Origin of the sequence: Streptomyces sp. NPDC092045 (assembly GCF_044756005.1) — a bacterium.
Taxonomy (GTDB): Bacteria; Actinomycetota; Actinomycetes; order Streptomycetales; family Streptomycetaceae; genus Streptomyces.
This window is the reverse complement of the sequence record NZ_JBIVSC010000003.1, coordinates 427,756-448,582: the sequence shown is the minus strand read 5'-3', so window position 1 is coordinate 448,582 and position 20,827 is coordinate 427,756. Positions and strand designations below refer to the sequence as shown.

At 73.7% G+C, this 20,827-nt stretch carries 11 protein-coding genes and 2 pseudogenes; 6 read left to right on the top strand and 7 right to left on the bottom strand.

Annotated elements, in window-relative coordinates:
- The first annotated feature begins 25 nt into the window (after nt 1-25).
- Nucleotides 26-1,849 (top strand): ABC transporter ATP-binding protein, encoded by a 1,824-nt coding sequence (locus tag ACIQKA_RS12120; RefSeq protein ID WP_402540833.1) that lies wholly within the window; start codon nt 26-28, stop codon nt 1,847-1,849.
- Between the two features lie 195 nt (nt 1,850-2,044).
- Nucleotides 2,045-4,096 carry a DNA helicase RecQ gene (gene recQ, locus ACIQKA_RS12115; RefSeq protein WP_383152058.1) on the top strand — a complete coding sequence of 684 codons (2,052 nt, stop codon included), beginning with the start codon at nt 2,045-2,047 and terminating at the stop codon, nt 4,094-4,096.
- A gap of 18 nt (nt 4,097-4,114) precedes the next feature.
- Here the strand turns inward: recQ and ACIQKA_RS12110 are convergent, their stop codons facing one another.
- Nucleotides 4,115-5,392 (bottom strand): YhgE/Pip domain-containing protein, encoded by a 1,278-nt coding sequence (locus ACIQKA_RS12110; RefSeq protein WP_402540831.1) that lies wholly within the window; start codon nt 5,390-5,392, stop codon nt 4,115-4,117.
- Nucleotides 5,393-5,931: 539 nt separating this feature from the next.
- Here ACIQKA_RS12110 and ACIQKA_RS12105 point away from each other — a divergent pair.
- Complete coding sequence (locus ACIQKA_RS12105; RefSeq protein WP_402540830.1) at nt 5,932-8,469, top strand: ATP-dependent Clp protease ATP-binding subunit; 2,538 nt, start codon at nt 5,932-5,934, stop codon at nt 8,467-8,469.
- A gap of 39 nt (nt 8,470-8,508) precedes the next feature.
- Here ACIQKA_RS12105 and fdhD read toward each other — a convergent pair whose 3' ends face one another.
- Nucleotides 8,509-9,345, bottom strand: coding sequence for a formate dehydrogenase accessory sulfurtransferase FdhD (gene fdhD / locus ACIQKA_RS12100; RefSeq protein WP_383152055.1), 837 nt, complete (start codon nt 9,343-9,345; stop codon nt 8,509-8,511).
- Nucleotides 9,346-9,496: 151 nt separating this feature from the next.
- The gene (locus ACIQKA_RS12095; protein WP_402540964.1) at nt 9,497-11,689 is read right to left on the bottom strand and encodes an FdhF/YdeP family oxidoreductase; all 2,193 of its coding nucleotides are present in this window, start codon (nt 11,687-11,689) and stop codon (nt 9,497-9,499) included.
- A 599-nt stretch (nt 11,690-12,288) separates the two neighbouring features.
- On the opposite strand from ACIQKA_RS12095, the pseudogene ACIQKA_RS12090 reads away from it, so the two are divergent.
- Together ACIQKA_RS12090 and ACIQKA_RS12085 are read left to right on the top strand one after the other, a co-directional pair.
- A pseudogene (locus ACIQKA_RS12090) lies at nt 12,289-12,654 on the top strand (hypothetical protein); the annotation flags it as partial.
- 34 nt (nt 12,655-12,688) lie between these two features.
- Nucleotides 12,689-13,204 (top strand): annotated as a pseudogene (locus ACIQKA_RS12085) (DUF1345 domain-containing protein); the annotation flags it as partial.
- Nucleotides 13,205-13,230: 26 nt separating this feature from the next.
- On the opposite strand, the gene ACIQKA_RS12080 reads toward ACIQKA_RS12085, so the two are convergent.
- Complete coding sequence (locus ACIQKA_RS12080; RefSeq protein ID WP_402540829.1) at nt 13,231-14,082, bottom strand: hypothetical protein; 852 nt, start codon at nt 14,080-14,082, stop codon at nt 13,231-13,233.
- A 7-nt stretch (nt 14,083-14,089) separates the two neighbouring features.
- Nucleotides 14,090-14,554 (bottom strand): GreA/GreB family elongation factor, encoded by a 465-nt coding sequence (locus ACIQKA_RS12075; protein WP_402540827.1) that lies wholly within the window; start codon nt 14,552-14,554, stop codon nt 14,090-14,092.
- Nucleotides 14,555-14,738: 184 nt separating this feature from the next.
- Here ACIQKA_RS12075 and ACIQKA_RS12070 point away from each other — a divergent pair, with 184 nt between their 5' ends.
- On the top strand, nt 14,739-15,440 hold the full coding sequence (locus ACIQKA_RS12070; RefSeq protein ID WP_391094087.1) for a maltokinase N-terminal cap-like domain-containing protein: 702 nt from the start codon (nt 14,739-14,741) through the stop codon (nt 15,438-15,440).
- Here the strand turns inward: ACIQKA_RS12070 and ACIQKA_RS12065 are convergent.
- Both ACIQKA_RS12065 and ACIQKA_RS12060 read right to left on the bottom strand, forming a co-directional pair.
- A complete protein-coding gene (locus tag ACIQKA_RS12065; protein ID WP_391094086.1) occupies nt 15,430-18,507 on the bottom strand; it encodes an AAA family ATPase in 3,078 nt (1,025 codons plus the stop codon). The two genes, ACIQKA_RS12070 and ACIQKA_RS12065, sit on opposite strands and share 11 nt — an antisense overlap.
- Nucleotides 18,508-18,734: 227 nt before the next feature.
- The gene (locus ACIQKA_RS12060; RefSeq protein ID WP_383444864.1) at nt 18,735-20,534 is read right to left on the bottom strand and encodes a S8 family serine peptidase; all 1,800 of its coding nucleotides are present in this window, start codon (nt 20,532-20,534) and stop codon (nt 18,735-18,737) included.
- Nucleotides 20,535-20,827: the final 293 nt, after the last annotated feature.

The window sequence follows — 20,827 nt, the reverse complement described above, 5'->3', positions numbered from 1 at the left end:
TCGGCACGACAGGAAGGGGTTGGGCATGGGATCACCTGAAACGCGCGAGGGATTACCGGCCAAGGGTTCGGTGCTCCTCGCACTGCGCCACTACGGACGGGAACTGCTCCGTCTGCGGTGGCTCACCGCGCCGGCCATGCTGCTGCCGGCGCTCGGCAACATCGGCATCTTCTACGTCGCGCCGCTCGTCGTCGCCAAGCTCGTCGGACGGGTGGCCGGGGACGGCACCAACGCGGGCGGCGTCGGAGCGCACCTTCCGTACGTCCTCGGGTTCGCCGGCGTGCTGCTGGCCGGCGAGGCGCTGTGGCGCGTCGGACTGCACTGCCTGCACCGCCTCGAAGCCCGGGGCATCGAACAGCTCTACGTCGTCGGCATGGACGAGCTGTTCGCCAAGGACTCCTCGTTCTTCCACGACAACTTCGCCGGATCGCTGACCAAACGGGTCCTCGGCTTCGCCTCCCGCTTCGAGGTGTTCGTCGACACGCTGACCTTCTCGATCATGGGCAACTTCGTGCCGCTGATCTTCGCCTCGGTGGTGCTCTGGCGGTACGACCCGCTGCTCGTGGTCGGCCTCCTGGCGCTGATCGTCTTCACGGGCCTGTGCGTCACCCCGCTGATCCGCCGCCGCCAGGCGCTCGTCGCCCGGCGCGAACAGGCCATCGCCCGGGTGTCGGGGCACGTCGCCGACAGCCTGATGAACATGGACACGGTCCGGTCGTTCGCCGCCGAGGACCGGGAGGCCGCCGAGCACCGCTCCCGCGTCGCGGAGTCGCGGCGGCTCACCCTGCGGTCCTGGGACTACGGCAACCTGCGCATCGACACGCTGGTCGCGCCGATGTCCGTCCTGACGAACGTCCTCGGACTCGTCCTCGCCGTCGCCCTCGGCGGGGGAGAGCACGGCGTGGAGGCCGTCGTCGTGGCCTTCACCTACTACTCCAACGCGACCCGGATCATGTTCGAGTTCAACCAGATCTACCGGCGCCTGGAGAGCGCGATGACGGAGGCCGGGCAGTTCACCGAGCTGCTCCTCGAACCGCCCACCGTGCTCGACCCGGCGGAACCGGAGCCGCTGGAGCCCCGGGGCGCCGGCGTCCGCTTCGAGAGGGTCGCCTTCGCCCACGCGGGCGCGAAGCCCCTCTTCCAGGGGCTCGACCTGGACGTGCCCGGCGGGGCGAAGGTCGGGTTCGTCGGCAGGTCCGGCGGGGGCAAGAGCACCCTCACCCGGCTGCTGCTGCGGATGGCGGACGTCGACGGGGGCCGGATCCTCATCGGCGGCCAGGACATCAGCCGGCTGCGCCAGGCCGACCTGCGGAGCATGATCGCCTACGTGCCGCAGGACCCGGCGATGTTCCACCGGAGCCTGCGGGACAACATCGCCTTCGCCCGGCCGGACGCCACCGAGGCCGAGATCCGCCGCGCGGCCGACGCCGCGCACGTCACCGAGTTCACCGACGCGCTCCCCGACGGCTTCGACACCATGGTGGGCGAGCGGGGCGTGAAGCTCTCCGGGGGCCAGCGCCAGCGGGTCGCCCTCGCCCGGGCGATCCTGCGCGACGCCCCGGTGCTCCTCCTCGACGAGGCCACCAGCGCCCTGGACTCCGAGAGCGAACTCCTCGTCCAGGAGGCGCTGTGGCGCCTCATGGAGGGGCGGACCGCGCTCGTCGTCGCCCACCGGCTGAGCACGGTGGCCGGGATGGACCGGCTCGTCGTCCTGGACCGGGGCCGGATCGTGGAGCAGGGCACGCACCGGGCGCTGCTCGACGCGGACGGCGCCTACGCCAAGCTGTGGCAGCACCAGTCGGGCGGCTTCCTCGACGACACCAGGGAGGGGGCCGACCTGAGCCGGTGAGGGGCCGGGGGGGCGGGCGCCGCCGGGGCCGGGGACCCACGGGCTCGCCGGGGTCGCCCGGGGAAGGCCGCCCACAGGCCACCGGGGCCGGGCCGGCCGGGTCGTCCACAGGCCGCCGGGGGGTGGGCCGGCCGGTCGTCCACAGGTTGCGGCGGACGGGGCCGGGGTGTCGGCGGGGGCGGATACGCTTCACGAATGGTCCTCTCCGACGCTTCCCCAGAGATCTCCGAGCCCGCCCGGGTGCTCCATCGTGTCTTCGGCTACAGCTCCTTCCGGGGGGAGCAGCAGGAGATCATCGAGCAGGTCGTCGGCGGCGGCGACGCCCTCGTGCTGATGCCGACCGGCGGCGGCAAGTCCCTCTGCTACCAGATCCCGGCCCTGGTCAGGGACGGCACGGGCATCGTGATCTCGCCCCTCATCGCGCTCATGCAGGACCAGGTGGACGCGCTGCGGGCCCTCGGGGTGCGGGCCGGGTTCCTGAACTCCACGCAGGACCCGTACGAGCGGCAGGCCGTCGAGCAGGCGTTCCTCGCGGACGAGCTGGACCTGCTCTACCTGGCCCCCGAGCGGCTGCGGACCGAGGGCACGCAGCGGCTCCTGGACCGGGGCCGGGTGTCGCTCTTCGCGATCGACGAGGCGCACTGCGTCGCCCAGTGGGGCCACGACTTCCGGCCCGACTACCTGGCCCTGTCCATGCTGCACGAGCGGTGGCCGAAGGTGCCGCGGATCGCGCTGACGGCGACGGCCACCGAGGCCACCCACGCCGAGATCGCGAAGCGGCTGGGCCTGGAGGACGCCCGGCACTTCGTCGCCGGCTTCGACCGGCCGAACATCCAGTACCGGATCGTCCCCAAGAACAACCCGTTCAAGCAGCTCCTGGAGCTGATCAAGACCGAGCACGCGGGGGACGCCGGAGTCGTCTACTGCCTCTCGCGGTCCTCCGTGGAGAAGACCGCCGCGCTCCTGGTGGAGCAGGGCGTCGACGCCGTGCCCTACCACGCGGGCATGGACGCCCGCACGCGCGCCGCGAACCAGGCCCGCTTCCTGCGCGAGGACGGGGTCGTCGTGGTGGCGACGATCGCCTTCGGCATGGGCATCGACAAGCCGGACGTGCGGTTCGTGGCCCACCTGGACCTGCCGAAGTCCGTCGAGGGCTACTACCAGGAGACCGGCCGCGCGGGCCGCGACGGCGAGCCGGCCACGGCGTGGCTGGCGTACGGCCTCCAGGACGTGGTCCAGCAGCGCAAGCTCATCGACTCCTCCGAGGGCGACGAGCAGCACCGCCGGGGCCTCGCCAGGCACCTGGACGCCATGCTGGCGCTCTGCGAGACCGTCGACTGCCGCCGGGTCCGCCTCCTGGAGTACTTCGGGCAGAAGGGCGAGCCGTGCGGCAACTGCGACACCTGCCTGACCCCGGCCGAGTCCTGGGACGGCACGGTCGCCGCGCAGAAGCTGCTGTCCACGGTGTGGCGGCTCGCCAAGGAGCGGCGCCAGAAGTTCGGTGCCGGCCAGATCATCGACATCCTCCAGGGCAAGCGGACGGCCAAGGTCATCCAGTTCGACCACGACGGCCTCTCGGTGTTCGGCGTCGGTTCCGACCTGGGCACCGCCGAGTGGCGCGGGATCGTCCGCCAGCTCCTCGCCCAGGGGCTGATCGCGGTCGAGGGGGACTACGGGACGCTCGTCCTCACCGAGCAGAGCGGCGAGGTCCTGGGCGGCCGCCGCACCGTCCAGATGCGCAAGGAGAAGGCGGTCGCCCCGGCCCGGAAGGAGTCCGGGAGCCGCTCCGGCAAGGGCGCCCGCGTGCCGGTCGACCTGCCTGCGGAGGCCGTCCCGGTCTTCGACGCGCTCCGCGCCTGGCGGGCCGCGACCGCCCGCGAGCAGGGCGTCCCGGCGTACGTCGTCTTCCACGACGCGACGCTGCGGGAGATCGCGACCCTGCTCCCCGGCACGGTCGAGGAGCTGGGCACCGTCGGCGGCGTCGGCGAGGCCAAGCTGACCAAGTACGCCGAAGGCGTCCTGGAGACGCTGGCGGAGGCCGGCTCCACGGCCCCGGCGGCCGGGCAGGACCCGGCCCCGGCCGGAAGCGCCCCGGCCGCGTCCGCCCCCGCCGCGTCGTCCGACCCGGCCCCGGCGGCACCCGCACGGGGGGACCGGGCGTCCGGGGCCGCGCCCGCCGCCCCGGACGACGACGAACCGCCCTTCGACTTCGACGAGCTCGAACCGCCGTGGGACGAGGAGGAGTAGGGGAGCGGCAGGGGAGGCTCACTCGGGCTGCGGAGTGAGCCGGCGCAGCCCCCTGCGGTCGTAGTAGTGGGTCATGGCGAAGCCGAACAGCAGGGCCGCGACCACGCCGACCGCGATCATGATCCAGCCGCGCGCGAGACCGGCGTCGGCGCGGGCGTCGAAGTAGAGGATGGCCCTGACGCCCTCGCTGAGCTGGTGCATCGGCTCGAACACGCCCAGGAAGCGGTAGAAGCCCGGGGTGGCCTCCAGCGGGACGGTCGCCCCGGAGGAGGGCAGGGCGAGGGCGATGAAGACGAACATGGAGACGAGCTGGCCGATGCCGCCGAAGGCGGCGTTGATGGCCTGGACCCCCAGGCCGACGGCGACCGTGGCGCAGTAGGAGAACAGCCACAGCGTCGGCAGGTGGTCGGCGTCCATGCCGAGGATCCCGACCGTGGCCACCATGACGAGCGTGGTGGTGAGGACCGAGATCCCGGCCGTCATGAGCATCTTCAGGAGCAGTGTCTGGGTGCGGCTGACGGGCACGGTCGCGTGGCGGGTGTGCCAGGGACCGAGCTCGCTGTCCGCGTAGCCGAGCGCGGTGTCCACCCCGCTGCTGATCGTGTTCCCGCCGATGAAGCCGCCGAGGACGAGCAGCAGGGTGTAGTAGAAGGCGGTGAGGCCGAGGCCGCTGTGCCGGCCGATCGGATGGCCGACGCCGACGACGACCTCCACGGGGTCGGCGAGCAGCAGCCGCGCGGTGGGGACGGCGGCCGGGGCCGCGAGCCGCTCGCCGATGTCCAGGGAGGCCCGGTGGGCGGCGGTCTGCGCGATCTGGGACGCCATGGACGAACCCAGGCTGCCGACACCGGGGTTGGTGAGCACGTCGATCCTCGGCCGGGCCGTCGCCCGGTTCGTGGTCAGCGCCGCGACGGACGCGGTGAAGTCCTTCGGGACGACCAGCGCGCCGTACACCTTCCCGGACTCCAGGGCGTCCTGGAGCGCCGCGCGGTCCATCCGGCGCCAGTCGACGCCGGTGTCCGAGGCGCCGGCCGCGGCGATCGAGTCGGTGATCCGCCGCCCCAGGCTCTCCCGCTGACCGGGCGGCGGCGGCCCCTGGTCCTCGTCGACCAGGGCGACGGGCAGCCGGTGCAGGCTCTCGGACGGGCTGAGGATGCCCCCCATGTAGAGGAGCGAGAGGACCAGGGCGACCAGGGCGCTCAGGACGGTCGGCACCAGCCACAGCCTGGGCCGCCGGACCAGCGCGGCCGCGCCGACCTGCGGGCCGTGGGGACGCGGGGGGATCTCGGAGCTCATGGAGCCATCGTCGGCGGACGCGCCCCCGGGACCCGGGAACCCGGACGATACGGGCGGGGCGGGCGTGTCGGACATTCCGCCCATGTCGTGCGCGCAACCCCGTCCGCGCCGGGTCCGGAGCCCTGCCCGTACCGGATCCGGGCTCTCGCCCGCGCCGGACCCGGAGCCCCGCCGGTGCCGGCTTCCGCTCCGCCCGCGCCGGGTCCGGAGCCCTGCCCGTGCCGGATCCGGGCTCTCGCCCGCGCGGGCCCGGAGTCCTTGCCCGTGTCGGCTTCCGCGTCCGTCCGTACCGGGCCCGGAGTCCCGTCCGTACCGGGCCCGGAGTCCCGTCCGTACCGGGCCCGGAGTCCCGCCCGTGCCGGCTTCCGCGTCCGTCCGCGCCGGACCCGGAGTCCTGCCCGCTCCGGGCCCGGAGTCCCGTTCTCGGCCGGTCCGGGCCCGCGTCCGCTCCGTTTGCGGAGCGGTGGACATGGCGTTTCAGTGAGAGGGATTCCCCCCGCTCGGTGAGAGGGATCCCCCCGCGCTTCTCTGGAGCAGACATGTCGATGGCGTTCGGTTCCCCCTTCGGTTCCTCCGATCCGTTCAGCGAGATGCTGAACCGGTTCTTCGGCATGTCGCCGGCCTCCTCGCCCCCGGCCGTGCAACGCGTCCCCATCGGAAGGCTCCTCACCGAGTCCTCGCACGAGCTGCTCAACCTGGCCACCCGCAAGGCGGTCGAGGACGGCACGTCCGACCTCGACACCGAGCACCTGCTGTGGGCCGCCACCCGGGTCGACCCCTCCCGCAGGCTGCTCGCCGAGGGCGGCGTGGACCCCGACGCCCTCGCGAGCCGGATCGCCGAGGTGCTGCCCGGGGAGTCCGCCGAGCCCTCCTCGGAGCCCGGCCTCACCCCGGCGGCCAAGCGCACCCTCGCCCTCGCCCACGCCCGCTCGCAGGCCTCCGGCGTGTCGTACATCGGCCCCGAGCACGTCCTCGGCGCCCTCCTCGGCGACCCCGACTCCGGCGCCTCCCGCTTCCTGCGCGCCGAGGACCTGGACGTCTCGAAGCTGCGCGGCGCCGCGGACCAGGCGGCCTTCGGCGGCGAGGGCGCCCCGGCGGCCCCGAAGCAGCCGGCCACCACCCTCGACGAGTTCGGCCGGGACCTCACCGAGGAGGCGAAGGCCGGGAAGCTCGACCCGGTGGTCGGACGGGCCGAGGAGATCGAGCAGACCATCGAGATCCTCTCCCGGCGCTCCAAGAACAACCCGGTCCTCATCGGCGAGCCCGGCGTCGGCAAGACCGCCATCGTCGAGGGCCTCGCCCAGCGCATCGTGGCGGGCGAGGTGCCCGACACCCTCAAGGACAAGCGCGTCGTCTCCCTCGACCTCTCCGGGATGGTGGCCGGCGCCCAGTACCGCGGACAGTTCGAGGAGCGCCTGAAGAAGGTCATCGAGGACGTCCAGAAGGCACAGGGCGACATCGTCCTCTTCATCGACGAGCTGCACACGGTCGTCGGCGCCGGCGCCACCGGCGAGGGCTCGATGGACGCCGGCAACATGCTCAAGCCGGCCCTCGCCCGCGGTGAGCTGCACGTGGTCGGCGCGACCACCATCGACGAGTACCGCAAGCACATCGAGAAGGACGCCGCCCTCGAACGCCGCTTCCAGCCGGTCCTGATCCCCGAACCCACCGTCGAGGAGACCGTGCAGATCCTCGAAGGGCTGCGGGACGCCTACGAGGCCCACCACCAGGTGCGCTTCGCCGACGGCGCCCTCGCCGCGGCGGCGGAGCTCTCCGACCGCTACGTCAGCGACCGCTTCCTGCCCGACAAGGCCATCGACCTGATGGACCAGGCCGGCGCCCGGGTGCGGCTGCGCAGCGGCGCCCGCTCCACCGAGGTCGTCAGCCGCGAGGACAGGCTCGCCAAGCTGCGCCGCGAGAAGGACCAGGCCGTCGCGGGCGAGGAGTTCGAGAAGGCCTCCGACCTGAAGCGGCGGATCGCCGAGGTCGAGGGCGAACTCGCGGGCATCGAGGAGCGGCGCGAGGGCGTCGTCTCCGTCACCGCCGGCGACATCGCCGACATCGTCTCCCGCCGCACCGGCATCCCCGTCTCCCAGCTCACCGCCAGCGAGAAGGAGAAGCTCCTCAGGCTGGAGGAGGAGATGCACGCCAGGATCGTCGGCCAGGACGAGGCGGTCACGGCGGTCTCCGAGGCCGTGCGCCGCAACCGGGCCGGCATGGGCGACCCCGACCGCCCCGTGGGCTCCTTCCTCTTCCTCGGACCCACCGGCGTCGGCAAGACCGAACTCGCCAAGACCCTCGCCGACCTGCTCTTCGGCGACGAGGACCGGATGATCCGGTTCGACATGAGCGAGTTCCAGGAGAAGCACACGGTCGCCCGGCTCGTCGGAGCGCCTCCCGGGTACGTGGGCTACGAGGAGGCCGGCCAGCTCACCGAGAAGGTCCGCCGCCAGCCCTACAGCGTGGTGCTGTTCGACGAGATCGAGAAGGGCCACCCGGACGTCTTCAACACCCTGCTCCAGATCCTCGACGACGGGCGCCTCACCGACGGGCAGGGCCGCACGGTCGACTTCCGCCACTGCGTCGTCATCATGACGTCCAACATCGGCGCCCACCGCATCCTCGACCACGAGGGCGACGCGGCCGAGCTCAAGGATCAGCTGATGGAGGACCTGCGGGGACGCTTCCTGCCCGAGTTCCTCAACCGCATCGACGACATCATCGTCTTCCACAGCCTCACCGAGGAGGACCTGTCGGAGATCGTCGACCACCTCCTGGACCGCAGCAAGCACCGCGTCCACGCGCAGGGCATGACCCTGGACGTCACCGAGGCGGCGAAGAAGCTCCTCGTCGCCCACGGCCACCAGCCCGCGTTCGGCGCCCGGCCGCTGCGCCGCACCATCCAGACGGAGCTCGACAACCGGGTCGCCTCCCTGCTGCTCGGCGGCGACGCCGAGCCCGGCGACACGATCGTCGCCGACGTGGCGGACGACTCGATCCACTGCACGGTCCGCAAGGGCGACCCCGGGGGCGGTGCGCACCGCGAGGACGCGGAGAGCCCCGCCGAAGCGGCGTAGGGCCGCCGGACACCGCCCGCACCGTGCCGGTGGCCTGCCTCAGGCCACCGGCACGGTCTCCAGGCGCTCGTCCCCGCAGTACACGTTCATCGACGCGCCCCGCAGGAACCCGACCAGGGTCAGTCCGCTCTCCGCCGCCAGGTCCACGGCGAGCGAGGAGGGCGCGGAGACGGCCGCGAGCATCGGGATCCCCGCCATCACGGCCTTCTGCACCAGCTCGAAGGAGGCCCGGCCGCTCACCATGAGGACCGTCCCGCGCAGCGGCAGCAGCCCCGACCGCAGGGCGTGCCCGACGACCTTGTCCACGGCGTTGTGCCGGCCGACGTCCTCCCGCAGGCAGAGCAGCTCGCCCCCGGCCGAGAAGAGCCCGGCCGCGTGCAGACCGCCCGTGCTGTCGAAGACCCGCTGGGCCGCCCGCAGCCGGTCGGGGAGGGCCGTGAGCACCTCCGTGCCGATCCGCAGCGGGTCCTCCGCGACGGACCAGGCGGCCGTCGTGCGCACCGCGTCCAGACTGGCCTTGCCGCACAGGCCGCACGAGGAGGTCGTGTAGAAGTTCCGTTCCAGGGAGGCGTCGGGGGCGGCCACGCCCGGCGCCAGGGCGACGTCGACCACGTTGTAGGTGTTGCCGCCGTCGGAGGTGGCGCCCGCGCAGTACCGGATCCCGGCCACGTCCCCTGCCGCGTGCGCCACGCCCTCGCTCACCAGGAAACCGGCCGCGAGGTCGAAGTCGTCGCCCGGGGTGCGCATCGTCACGGTCAGCGGACGCCCGCCGACCCGGATCTCCATCGGCTCCTCGGCGGCCAGCGTGTCCGGGCGGTAGGAGGCCCCTCCCTCCCGCACGCGCAGGACGCGCCGCCGCGCGGTCACTCGTCCCATGGTTCTTCCTCCCTTCGGCTCCGGCCGGTGGACCGGACGCCGGATCCCGGGGTCGCGGTGTCACGCCGCCCGACCGCCGACGGTAGCCGCCCCGGGAGAGACGCGCGCGACGCGGGGTGCGCCCCGTAGCCGTACCCGTACCGTCACGCGGTCACGCGGAAGAGCCCGCCGGGACGATCGTGACCCTGACGTGCTTCATGATCGGCTGGTCGCTCTGGGTGCTGTAGTCGTCCAGCGCGCACAGGACGTTCATCTCGGGCATGTAGCCGGCCGCGCACCCCCGGGGGATGTCGTACGGGACGGCGAGGTAGCCGTTCAGGCGCCGGTGGCTGCCGTCCCGCGCGGTGCTCGTGATGTCCACCGCGTCCATCTCGCCGATGCCGCGCTCGCGCATGTCGGCCCGGTTCATGAAGACGAGCGTGCGCAGGTTCTTGACGCCCCGGTAGCGGTCGTTGTCGGAGTAGATCGTGGTGTTCCACTGGTCGTGGGAGCGCATGGTCCCCAGGGCCAGCTCGCCGGGGGCGGGCAGCACGTCGGGCAGCGCGGAGGAGGAGAACTCGGCCAGGCCGGACGCGGTGAGGAAGACCAGTTCGCGGGCGGGCTGCTTGATGCGGAAGCCCAGCGGCAGGCGCACCCGCCGGTTGAAGTCCTCGAAGCCGTCGAGCACCCGCGCCATGGTGTCCCGGATGCGGTCGTAGTCCTCGACGTACCACTCCCACGGCGTGGCGCTGTCCGGCAGCGCGGCCCGGGCCATGCCCGCGATGATCGCCGGCTCGGAGAGCAGGTGCGGAGAGGCGGGGCGCTTCATGCCGACCGACAGGTGCACCATGCTCATCGAGTCCTCGACCGAGGTGCTCTGGATCCCCTTGCGCTGGTGGTCCTTCTCGGTCCGGCCCAGGCAGGGCAGGATCAGCGCCCGCCGCCCGTGCACGACGTGGCTGCGGTTCAGCTTGGTGCTCACCTGGACGGTCAGCTCGCAGGTGCGCAGCGCCTCGTGGGTGGCCGGGGTGTCGGGGGCCGCGAGCGCGAAGTTGCCGCCCATGCCGACGAAGACCTTGACCTTCCCGTCGCGCATGGCCCTGATGGCGGCGACGGTGTCCTTGCCGTGCTCGCGGGGCGGGTCGATCCCGCAGACCTCGGCGAGCCGGTCGAGGAACTCCTCGCCGGGGCGGTGGTCGATGCCGCAGGTGCGGTTGCCCTGGACGTTGCTGTGCCCGCGCACGGGGGAGGGGCCGGCGCCCTCGCGGCCCAGGTTGCCGCGGAGCAGCAGCAGGTTGACGATCTCGCGGACGGTGTCGACGCCGTGCTCGTGCTGGGTGACGCCCAGGCACCAGCTGATGACGGTGCGGTCGGCCTCGCGGTAGACGCGGGCCGCCTTCAGGATGTCGTCCCGGCTCAGCCCCGACTGGGTCTCCAGCTCCTCCCACGGGGTCGCCTCGCACAGCGCCCGGTACTCCTCGAAACCGCTGGTGTGCCGCTCGACGAACTCCCGGTCCAGGGCCTTGGGGTCGGTCGCGGACTGCTCCAGGAGCGCCTTGGCCATGCCCCGCAGCAGCGCCATGTCGCCGCCGATGCGCACCTGGAGGTCCAGGGTGCCGGTGCGGGTGGAGCGGAAGGTGGCCATGTCCTTGAAGTCGTGCGGGATGATCGTGCGGGTGGCCGCCGCCTCGACGAGCGGGTTGACGTGCACGATCTGCGCGCCGCGGTGGTACGCCTCCGCGAGGGCGGTCAGCATCCGGGGCGCGTTGGAGGCGGCGTTGACGCCGATGACGAAGAGCGCGTCGGCGGTCTGCCAGTCCTCCAGGTCGACGGTGCCCTTGCCGGTCCCCAGGGCCGCCTGCATCGCCCGGCCGCTGGCCTCGTGGCACATGTTGGAGCAGTCGGGCAGGTTGTTGGTGCCCAGTTCGCGGGCCATGAGCTGGTAGAGGAAGGTGGCCTCGTTGCCGAGCCGGCCGGAGGTGTAGAAGGTCGCCTCGTCCGGGTGGTCGAGCTCCCGCAGGGTGCGGCCGACGAGGGCGAAGGCGTCCTTCCAGGCGATCGGCACGTAGTGGTCGGTCTCCGGGTCGTAGACCATCGGCTCGGTGAGCCGGCCCTCGTTCTCCAGGGCGTGGTCGCTCCACCCGTCGAGCTCGGTCACCGAGTGGGCGGCGAAGAACTCGCGCCCGACCCGCTTGCGGGTCATCTCCCAGGTGACGTGCTTGATCCCGTTCTCGCAGATGTCCAGGTGCAGGCCCTTGGTGTCGTCGGGCCAGGCGCAGCCGGGACAGTCGAACCCGCCGTTCTCGTGGTTCATCTTCATGATCGCCCGGGGCCCGTCGAGCGGGAGGGCGCCCTCGCGGACCATGAAGCCGGTGACGCTCCTGGCGGCGCCCCAGCCGGCGGCGGGGTGGTGGTACGGGTGGAACTCCGGATCGCCCTCGGGGGCCGGACCCACGCGGGGTTCCAGGGCCTCGGGTGCGTCCTGGAGGGTCTCCGGCTTCTCCTGGTCGGTGCTCAAGGATCTTCACCCTCTCGCCCCGCGGGGCATGGGCGGTACGGGACGGAACAGCCCCTTCGGGCAGGCTATGTCCGCCTCCGTGGCCATGCCACTCGGCCCGGAAGGGCCGACCGCGCGGGGCCGCGCACCGCCCGGCCGGGAGGTCGCGGCGTACGGGTTGCCGCGCGTCGCCCGGTCCGGAGCGGGCCGCCGCCGTACGGATCGCGCGCCGCCCGGTCCGGAGGGGGACGCCGTACGGGTCGCGCGCCGCCCGGTCCGGTGGGGCGTCGTGCGCGCCGCGCGCCGCTCGCACCGGCGGGGGCCGTCATACGGACCGCGTACCGCCGGCCCCGGTGGGGCGCCGTACGGGCCGCGCGCCTCGCCCCCGGCGGGGACCGCCGCGCCGGGCTGCGCGAGGGATCACGTCCCCCTACGCTGACGCTGTCCCCTGAGCACCTTTTGTCCGAATGTCCGACTGTCCGACTTCTCGTTCCATGTGTCCGACTTCCCGTTCCGTTCCGCGGGGCCGTATCTCCGGCGGGAGCGCCGTGGCCGTACCCCAGCCCGTCCTCGTGCCGCCCTCCCGGGCGGTCCTCTTCCTGGTGGTGACCGTCCACCTCGGCGCCGAGGACCCCGGCTTCGAGGGCGGCGGCCACGTCGTCGTGCAGAAGTACGTGCACGACATGGCGGCCTGGGACGCGCTCACCGTCGAGCAGGAGCAGGAGCAGGAGCAGGAGCAGGAGCAGGAGCAGGAGCAGGAGCAGGAGCGGGTCGTCGGGCGCGGCAAGGAGTCCGACGTCGAGATGCCCGACGACGTCAGGCCCGCGAACGCGCACATCGCCCTCGACACCGTCACCGGCCAGAACGGCGATGGCGGAGACCGCGTTCGTCGTCGCCGGCTGGATCGTCCTGTGGCCCATGGACGCCGCCACCACCCACCACAACGTCCGCCGCGAGGAGTTCCGGCCCGTCGTCGAGGAACTCGCCGTCGTCACGACCTCCCTGGCCGGTCTGGTCGGCATCGTCGTGCTGCTCCTGGTCGGCCGCACCGACCTGAGCCACGCGGCGGCCGCGACGGCCCTCTGCGGCGTCTTCATGGCCTGGGCGGCGCTCCACCTGATGTACGCCACCCGCTACGCGTACCACTACTACGTCCTGGAACCGGACGGCGGGATCGACTTCAACACCGGGGCCCCGCCCCGCTACAGCGACTTCCTCTACTTCAGCTTCAACCTCGGCATGACCTACCAGGTCTCGGACACCGACGTCTCCACCGCCGGGCTCCGCGCGATCGTCCTGCGCCACTGCCTGCTGTCGTACGTCTTCGGGGCCGGCATCCTGGCCACCACGATCAACCTGGTCACCGGCATCGTCACCGGCTGAGGCCCTTCCGGAGCCGCCGGGAGGCCTCAGCCGCGCCACCACGGCTCGCGCACGAAGCGGCTCTCCCCGGCCGTGCAGTCGAGGCCGTTCGAGACCTGCTCGGAGTCCAGGTTCCACCCCACGACCCCGTTGCCCTTGCGGCCCAGCTCGATCAGGCGGTCGTCCGCCGTCCCGGCGCCGCTCGTGACCCGGCACGTCACGATCGACGTCCACGACTGCCCGTCGAGGGCCGAGGCGAAGAACAGGAACGGCAGCACCACCACGGTCAGGACCAGGGCCGCCCACTGCTCGGCCCCGGCGGCCCGGCGCAGCCAGCCGGGCGGCCGGTGGCCGGTGTCGTGGTGCTCCTCCGGGCCGTGCGACCGGTGCGGCCCGCGCCGCCCCGTCCGGTACTCCTCGATCACGCCCTGCCGCAGCGCGAAGGCGGCCAGCGCGGTGCCCAGCCCCCACCACGGCCCGAAGAAGCACGCGTCGATGACGCCCACCGCGATCGGGGTGACGGCCGTGAGCCCCAGCCGCTGGAGCGACCGGGCCCGCCCGCCGCCCACCGGCACCGCGCCGCGCGCGGCGAAGAGGGCGAAGACCACGCGGGAGACGACGACGGCGAGCACCGACCCGAGGAGCGGATCGGTGATCACCATGCCGAGCAGGACGTCCGGCCAGTTCGCCGGCTCCATGCCCACGAGCACGTCGCGGACCGCGTCGCCGCCGCCGACCGTGTAGGTGACCTTGGTGACCGGCACGGCCAGGACCAGGGCCACCAGGACGGTGTGCCCGGGGCCGCCCTTGCGGTCGGCCTCCCTGAACCGCTCCTGCTCCCGCTCCCGTCCCCGCTCGCGCTCGCGTTCCCGTCCCGCTCCGGCGTCCGCCTCCGGCACGGCGCCGTCAGCCGACCGAGACCACGGTCGCGGTCTCCCGGCCCCCGGGCGTCTCGTACGCGACGGTGTCGCCGGCGCCGTGGCCGAGCAGCGCCTTGCCGAGCGGGCTGTCGCCGGTCACCAGGCCGGGGTCGAGCGCGTCGGCCAGCTCCGCGATCCGCACGGTGGACTCGGTGCCGTCGTCGAACCGCACGGTCACGCTGCTGCCGACGCCGATCGTGCCGGCGGCCGGCGGGGCGACGGCGGAGGCCTCCTCCAGACGGCCCTCGATCTCCCTGATGCGCCCGTTGAGCCGGTCGGCCTCGTCGGCGCGCATCAACTCGTCGGCCTGGTCCGCCCTGTCGCCCGTCTGGTCGTCCCCGCCGTCTCGCAGGGTGGCGGCGACCGCATCGCGTTCGGCGCGCAGCTCGGCGAGCTCCTTCTCGAGCTCCTCGCGGGCGACGGCGTTGATGGGCTCGGGTCCACCGGTCATTCCTGCTCCTGTTCGAACGAGGAGGCGACATGATGCCGCATATGCCTCATATGGGTAATTTCTGACGTTAGCAGGCAGGGCGCGGGCCGGACGCGAGGACCGCCCGCACGGCCTCGTAAGGCGACCGGGGAAGGGCTCGTACGGTGGGGCGGGGAAGATCCCGACCGAGAGGGAGAAGCGCACCATGGCCGTCATCCACCGCACCACGATGCAGCCCACCAAGCTGGAGCTGCTCGCCGCGTGGCTGCCCACCCGACCCTGGTACGCCGGCGGGTCCGACGGCCCGCGGCTGGTCAGGGCGGGCGGGTTCCGCCTCGACGACCCCGAGGGCGAGGTGGGCATCGAGTTCATGGTGGTGACCGACGGCACCGGCCCGGACGCGGTCGCCCACCAGGTCCCCCTGACCTACCGCGCGGACCCGCTCGCGGGCGCCGAGCGCGCCCTCGTCGGCACCTCCGAGCACGGCGTCCTGGGGAAGCGCTGGATCTACGACGGCGTCCACGACCCCGTCTTCGTCGAGCGCCTGCACGCCCTGCTCGACGGCCGCGCCGCACCGCAGGAGCAGACCGCGACCGACACGCCCGACCCCACCGTCGCCGTCGTGCCGATCACCCCGGACGGCACCGGCGCGGACGCGGTGCCCGTACGGGTCGAGGAGGGCCCCGACCACACCGACGTGGTGCTGCGGGAGCCCGGCGCGCCCGCGCCGCTCGTCCTGCGGCTCCGGCGCGTCCTGCGGGCCGACGGCGAAACGACCGGTGGCGAAACGACCGACGGCGGGACGGCCGGTGGCGGGACGGCCCGGGTGACCGGGGAGTGGCGGCGGCCCGACGGCACCACCGCCCGGGGCACCTACGCCACGGCGTTCACGGACCTCACGGTCTGAGGGCCGTCGCGAGCTGCGCCCGGGAACGGACGTCGAGCTTCTGGTAGATGCGGGTGAGCCGCGCCTCGACCGTCTTCACGCTCAGGTAGAGCTTCGCCGCCGCCTCCTGGTTGCTGGCGCCCTGGCCCACGAGCCGGGCCAGGCGCAGCTCCGCCTCGGTGAGGGAGGAGAGGGCGGGGACCGCCTCCTCGCCCCCCGGCCCGCCCGCGGGACCCTCGCCGGCCGGGGTCTCGCCCGCCAGGGCCAGCCACGGCGCCGCTCCGGTCCGCTCGAACACCGACGCCGCCTCCTGAAGGGCGCTCTGCGCCGCCGACCTGCGCCTCCGGCGGCGCTCCACCCGGGCCAGGGCGATCAGCGCCCGGCCCCGCTCCAGGGGCAGCCCCGCCCGCCCGAACTCCCCGGCCGTGCGGGTCAGCAGCTCCGCCGCCTCGTCCGTGCGCCCCTCGGCCGCCAGGCACAGGGCGTACGCCCGGTCGCAGCCGAGCAGGACCGTGGGCCGCCCGAGGCGCTCCGCCACCGGCCGCACCTCGGCGAGGAGCGCCAGGGCCTCGTCGGCGGCGTCGTTCGCGAGCAGCGCCTCGGCCAGCTCCTCGTGCCAGCGCAGCATCGACGGGTCCACGGTCGACTGGGCCCGCTCGTCGGTCTGCACCCGGCGCAGCGTCTCCAGGGCGGCGGCCACGTCCCCGTTGACGAGCTGGACCCGGCCGAGCGCGTACCGGCTGCGGGAGAGGAAGACCCGGTCGCCCTCCTCCTCCGAGGCCTGCACGCTGCGCCGCGCGTAGCTCGCGGCCCGCGCGAAGCTGCCGCCCGCCGTCTCCGCGAGCGCGAGCGCGTACCAGGCGGGGCCGGGGGAGAGCCCCGCCTCCAGGGTGAGGGCGAGGGACTGCCCGGCGTGGGCGAGGGCCGCCGCGCACGGCCCGATCCGGGACTCGATCTCGGCCAGCGTGCGGAAGAGCTCGATGGCGTCCTCGACGGAGCCGCGCCGCTGCACCAGCGGCAGGAGCGCGCCCAGTTCGTCGCGGGCCTCCACGAGCCGGTCGTCGAACAGGGCGTGGCGGATCGTCAGGATCTGGGCGGCGTTGCGGATGCCGAGGGGCCGCTCGGCCAGTTCGAGGGCCCGCGCCCGGGCGAGCACGGCATCCGCGTCCGGCGAGCCGAGCGCCCGCTCCATCCGCGCCTGCACGGTCAGCGCCTGCGCGGCCGTGCGCGGGTCGCCCATCGAGGCGGCCAGCGCGGCCGATTCGACCGCCGCGGTCCGCGAGCGGTGCGGGTCGCCGTCCGCGAGCACGTACTTGACGGCGAGCCGGAGCTGCACGGCGGCCCGCAGGGCGGTGTCGCCCTCCGAGTCCTCCATGGCGTGGACGTACATCTCGTCGAGGCCGGTCAGGCCCTGGCCCGCCGTGTCGAGCACGGCGAGGCGCGCCCGCACCCGGTCGGCGGGCACGGCGTCCCGGGCGAGCAGATCGGTCGCGGCCCGCATCGCGAGGTCGGCGCGGGCCGCCCGCGCGGCCTCCTCGGCCGCGTCCACGAGCCGCGCGATCCGCCGGGTGCCGTGCCGTCCCGGCGTCGACTCGGCCGCGAGCAGGGCCAGTTCGGCGGCGAGCGCGCTGTTCCCGCGCCGCCGGGCCAGATCGGCGGCGTCCGCGACCTCGGCGGCCAGCTCCTCGTCCGGACTGTCGGTGGCGAGCGCCCGGTGCCGCACCGCCTCCACGGGGTCGTCCACGACCTCCGCGAGGGCCGCGTGCCCGGCGCTCCGCTCGGCCCAGCAGGCGTCGTGCACCAGGGTGGAGGGCAGCAGCCCGGCGGTGAAGGTGACCGAGCCGTCCTCCGCGAGCGACACCAGGTCGGCCCGTTCGGCCGCCGCGAGGTCCGCCTCCGCGTTGGGCCGCCCGGCCCGCCGCACCAGCGTCGCCGACGGGCGCAGCGCCAGGGCCGCGAGCAGCAGCGTCTCCCGCACGGCGGGCGGCGCGGCGCCCAGGAGCTGGCGGGCCAGGTCGCGGGCGCGCCCGGAGAGCGTCAGGGCCTCGGCGTGGTGCACGGGGGTCCGCGCGTCGGCCAGCGAGCGGCCCACCGCGAGCGCGAGCCGCGGATTGCCGCCGCTCGCGCGGTGGATGCGGCCGGCCATCCGGGACGGCAGCCGGTGGTGGATGAGGAGCTCGGCGATCTCGTCGGCGTGCAGCGGCGGGACGCGCAGCACGTCCGCCTCCGACGGCACCCAGAGGTGGCTGGCGTGCGGGTCCTCGGAGCGGTGGGGCTCGCCGTGCGGGCCACGGGCCTCCCCGTACGGCTCGGGGGTCTCCACGGCCACCACCCGCAGCGCGGGCGGCGCCAGGTGGAGGGCGAACCGCAGCAGGTCCGCGCTGTCCGGGTCCACGTGCTGCACGCCGTCCACGACGAGCAGCACGGGCCCCCGGCAGGTCAGGGTGCGCAGGATCTGCGCGATCCCGAGGCGCAGCGCGATCGGGTCCCAGCCGTCCGCGTCGATCGGCGCCTCGCGGCAGAGCATGGCGACGGCGGTGCGCTGGGGACCGGGCAGCTCGTCGAAGACCCCGGAGGCGAACACGCCGGTGGCATGCGGGCCCGTGGCGTACGGATCGGTGCCGTGCGCCGGCGCGGCGTGCGTCCCGGTGGTTCCCGCGACTCCGGTGGCGGGAGCCGGGACGGCCGCCCGGCCCGCGGGGGACCTGGGGGAGCCCAGGGCCGGGAGAACCGGGAGGGGCGTCCCGGGTCCGGACGCGTCGGACGGCTCGGGGCGGGCGGATCCTGATCCGGGCGCGGCCACCGTCGCCGCCACGGAGGCGACGAGCGCGGCGGCCGAGGCGCCGGGTATCTCGCGGTCGGACGGCAGGGAGGCGAGCCACAGCACGGTCTCGCCGCGCGCCTCGGCCCGCGCCGCCTCGGCGAGCGCGACCTCGGTCTTGCCGACGCCGGCCGGTCCGGTGAGCAGGGCGCGGCCCCGCGTGTGCAGGGCGCGTTCCAGCCGGGCGAGGAGTTCCTCGCGGCCCACCGGCGCGGGATTCGCCCCCACGCCCGCGGGGCGCAGGGCGACGTGCGGAGCTGTCGTCACTGTCCACCACCTCCGGCCGCTCGGGCCCCCGGCCCATGAGCCCCGTGGGCAGAGAATACGGAGCCCACCGGCGGAGTCCAGGCCCCTTGTCCGGCATACGGACAGCGCGCTCCGGTGGCACGCGCTCCCACAACGCCAGGACGCGCCCGTGGTGTAGACCACGAGCGCGTCGCTGACCAGCAATGATGCTGATGTGGGGGGTGGGTCGAAGGTGGTGCGATGGTGCTTTAGAAGGTGAGGCTCCACGAGTCGATGTAGCCGGTGTCACCCGTGGCCACATCGCGGACCTGGAGCTTCCAGGTGCCGTTGGCGACCTCGCTCGACGCGTCGACCGTGTAGGTCGCCACGACGTTGTCGGCGCTGTCCGAGGACGACGAGGTCTTCAGGTTGCGCACCGTGCCGTCGGGGGCGACCAGGTCGACGACCAGGTCCCCGCGCCAGGTGTGCTTGATGTCCACGCCGACCTTGAGGGCGGCGGGCGCGTTGCCGGCGCGGCCGGTGACGGAGATCGAGGACGACACGGTGGTGTTGTCCGGGATCGACACGCGGGTCGCGTTGGTGAAGACGTTGCCGGCGGGCGGCGTGGTGGTGGTGACGGCGTTCACCGTCTTCGCCGCGTCGGCGATGCCCGCGCCGCAGCCGCCGGTGCAGGTGCCCGGCAGCGGACGGGCGTTGGCCTTGATCGCGGACTCGATCTCGGCCGGGGTGAGGGTGCTCTTGGCCGACTTCAGGAGGGCGGCGAGGCCGGCGATGTGCGGCGCCGCCATCGAGGTGCCCTGGTAGGGCTTGTAGTTCTCGGTCGACTGAGTCGTCGCGCCCGAGTTCAGCGTCGAGAGGATGCCGTTCTCGGGGGTGGTGACGGTGCCGGGCGTGTCCGTGGCGCGGCGGGTCTCGCCGCCGGGCGCGGCCACGTCCACGACGGTGCCGTAGTTGGAGTAGTACGACCGGTTGCCCTCGCGGCTGGTCGACGCCACGGTGATGACGTTCGAGCAGTTGGCGGGGGTGAAGCCGGAGGTGTTGGCGTTGCTGTTGCCCGCGGCCACGACGACGGTGGTGCCGCGCGAGACGGCGCCGTTGATGGCGGTCTGGTAGACGCTCGGGCAGGTCGAGCTCGCGCCGCCCAGGCTCAGGTTGATGACCTTCGCCGGGTTCGCGTTGGCCGGGACGCCCGGCACGGTGCCGCCGGAGGCCCAGGTGATGGCGTCGGCGATGTCGGCGGACGAGCCGCCGCACTTGCCGAGCACGCGCACGGGCTGGATCTTCGCGCCGTACGCGATGCCCGCGATGCCCTTGGTGTTGTTCGTGACGGCGCCGATGGTGCCGGCCACGTGGGTGCCGTGCCAGGAGGAGCTGGAGGCCTTGGAGCCGCTGCCGCACTCGTTGTCGGTGGCGTTCCAGTCGCCCTCGTCCTTCGGGTCCGCGTCGCGACCGTTGCTGTCGCGGGCGTCGGCGGAGGAGGAGATGAAGTCGTAACCGGCGACGACGTTGGCCGCCAGGTCCGAGTGGGCGGCGTAGCCGGTGTCGATGACGGCGACGGTGACGCCGGAGCCGGTCGTCTTGTCCCAGGCCGCCGGGACGTTCATGCCGCCGGTGGCCTCGAAGAGGTCCCACTGCTTGGCGTACTCGGTGTCGTTCGGCGTGGCCATCGCGTAGGCGCGGATGTCGGGCTCGACGGAGGCGACGGCCGGGTCGGCGCGGAACGCGTCCATGACCTTCGTGACGTCCTGCTTGGTGGTGCCGTCACCCAGGTCGACCAGGGCGGCACCGGCGGCGAGCCGGCGCTCGAAGGAGAGCTTCTCGCCCGTCTTCGCGGCCTTCTCGGCCGTGTCGCTCTGCGCGGCGGCGTTGGAACCGGCCTCGGCGGCCTGGCTCTTGTAGGTGACGATGAGCTTCTCGACCGGGGCGCTGGGCAGCGCCTGGATCGCCTGCGAAACCGGCGCGGGCTTCGGGGTGGGAGCGGCCGGGGCGGCGGCGAACGCCCCGGAGGTGGTGGCAGCGGCACCGAGGATCGCGGCACCCGCGACCACGGATATGACTCTCCGCCTGGAACCGTTCAAGGTGTGGCCCTTTCGATGACGACGTAACTGCGAAGCAGTGGCGGCGGCGCGGGACACGGGGGCGAAGTGGGGGTCGCGGTCCGGTGTTCCCTGGGCTTGGGGGGCCCGTGCGCCGCCACCGGCGCGACGGCCCGGGTCAAGACCGTCACCGGCGGACGCCACCCTTCGCATGCACCTGTCACGGTGCGATTCGGAGGATGATATCTGCCGGTGCGGAGGACAGTAGGGAACGGGGGGGTGAACCCGATACGGGGAAAACCCTT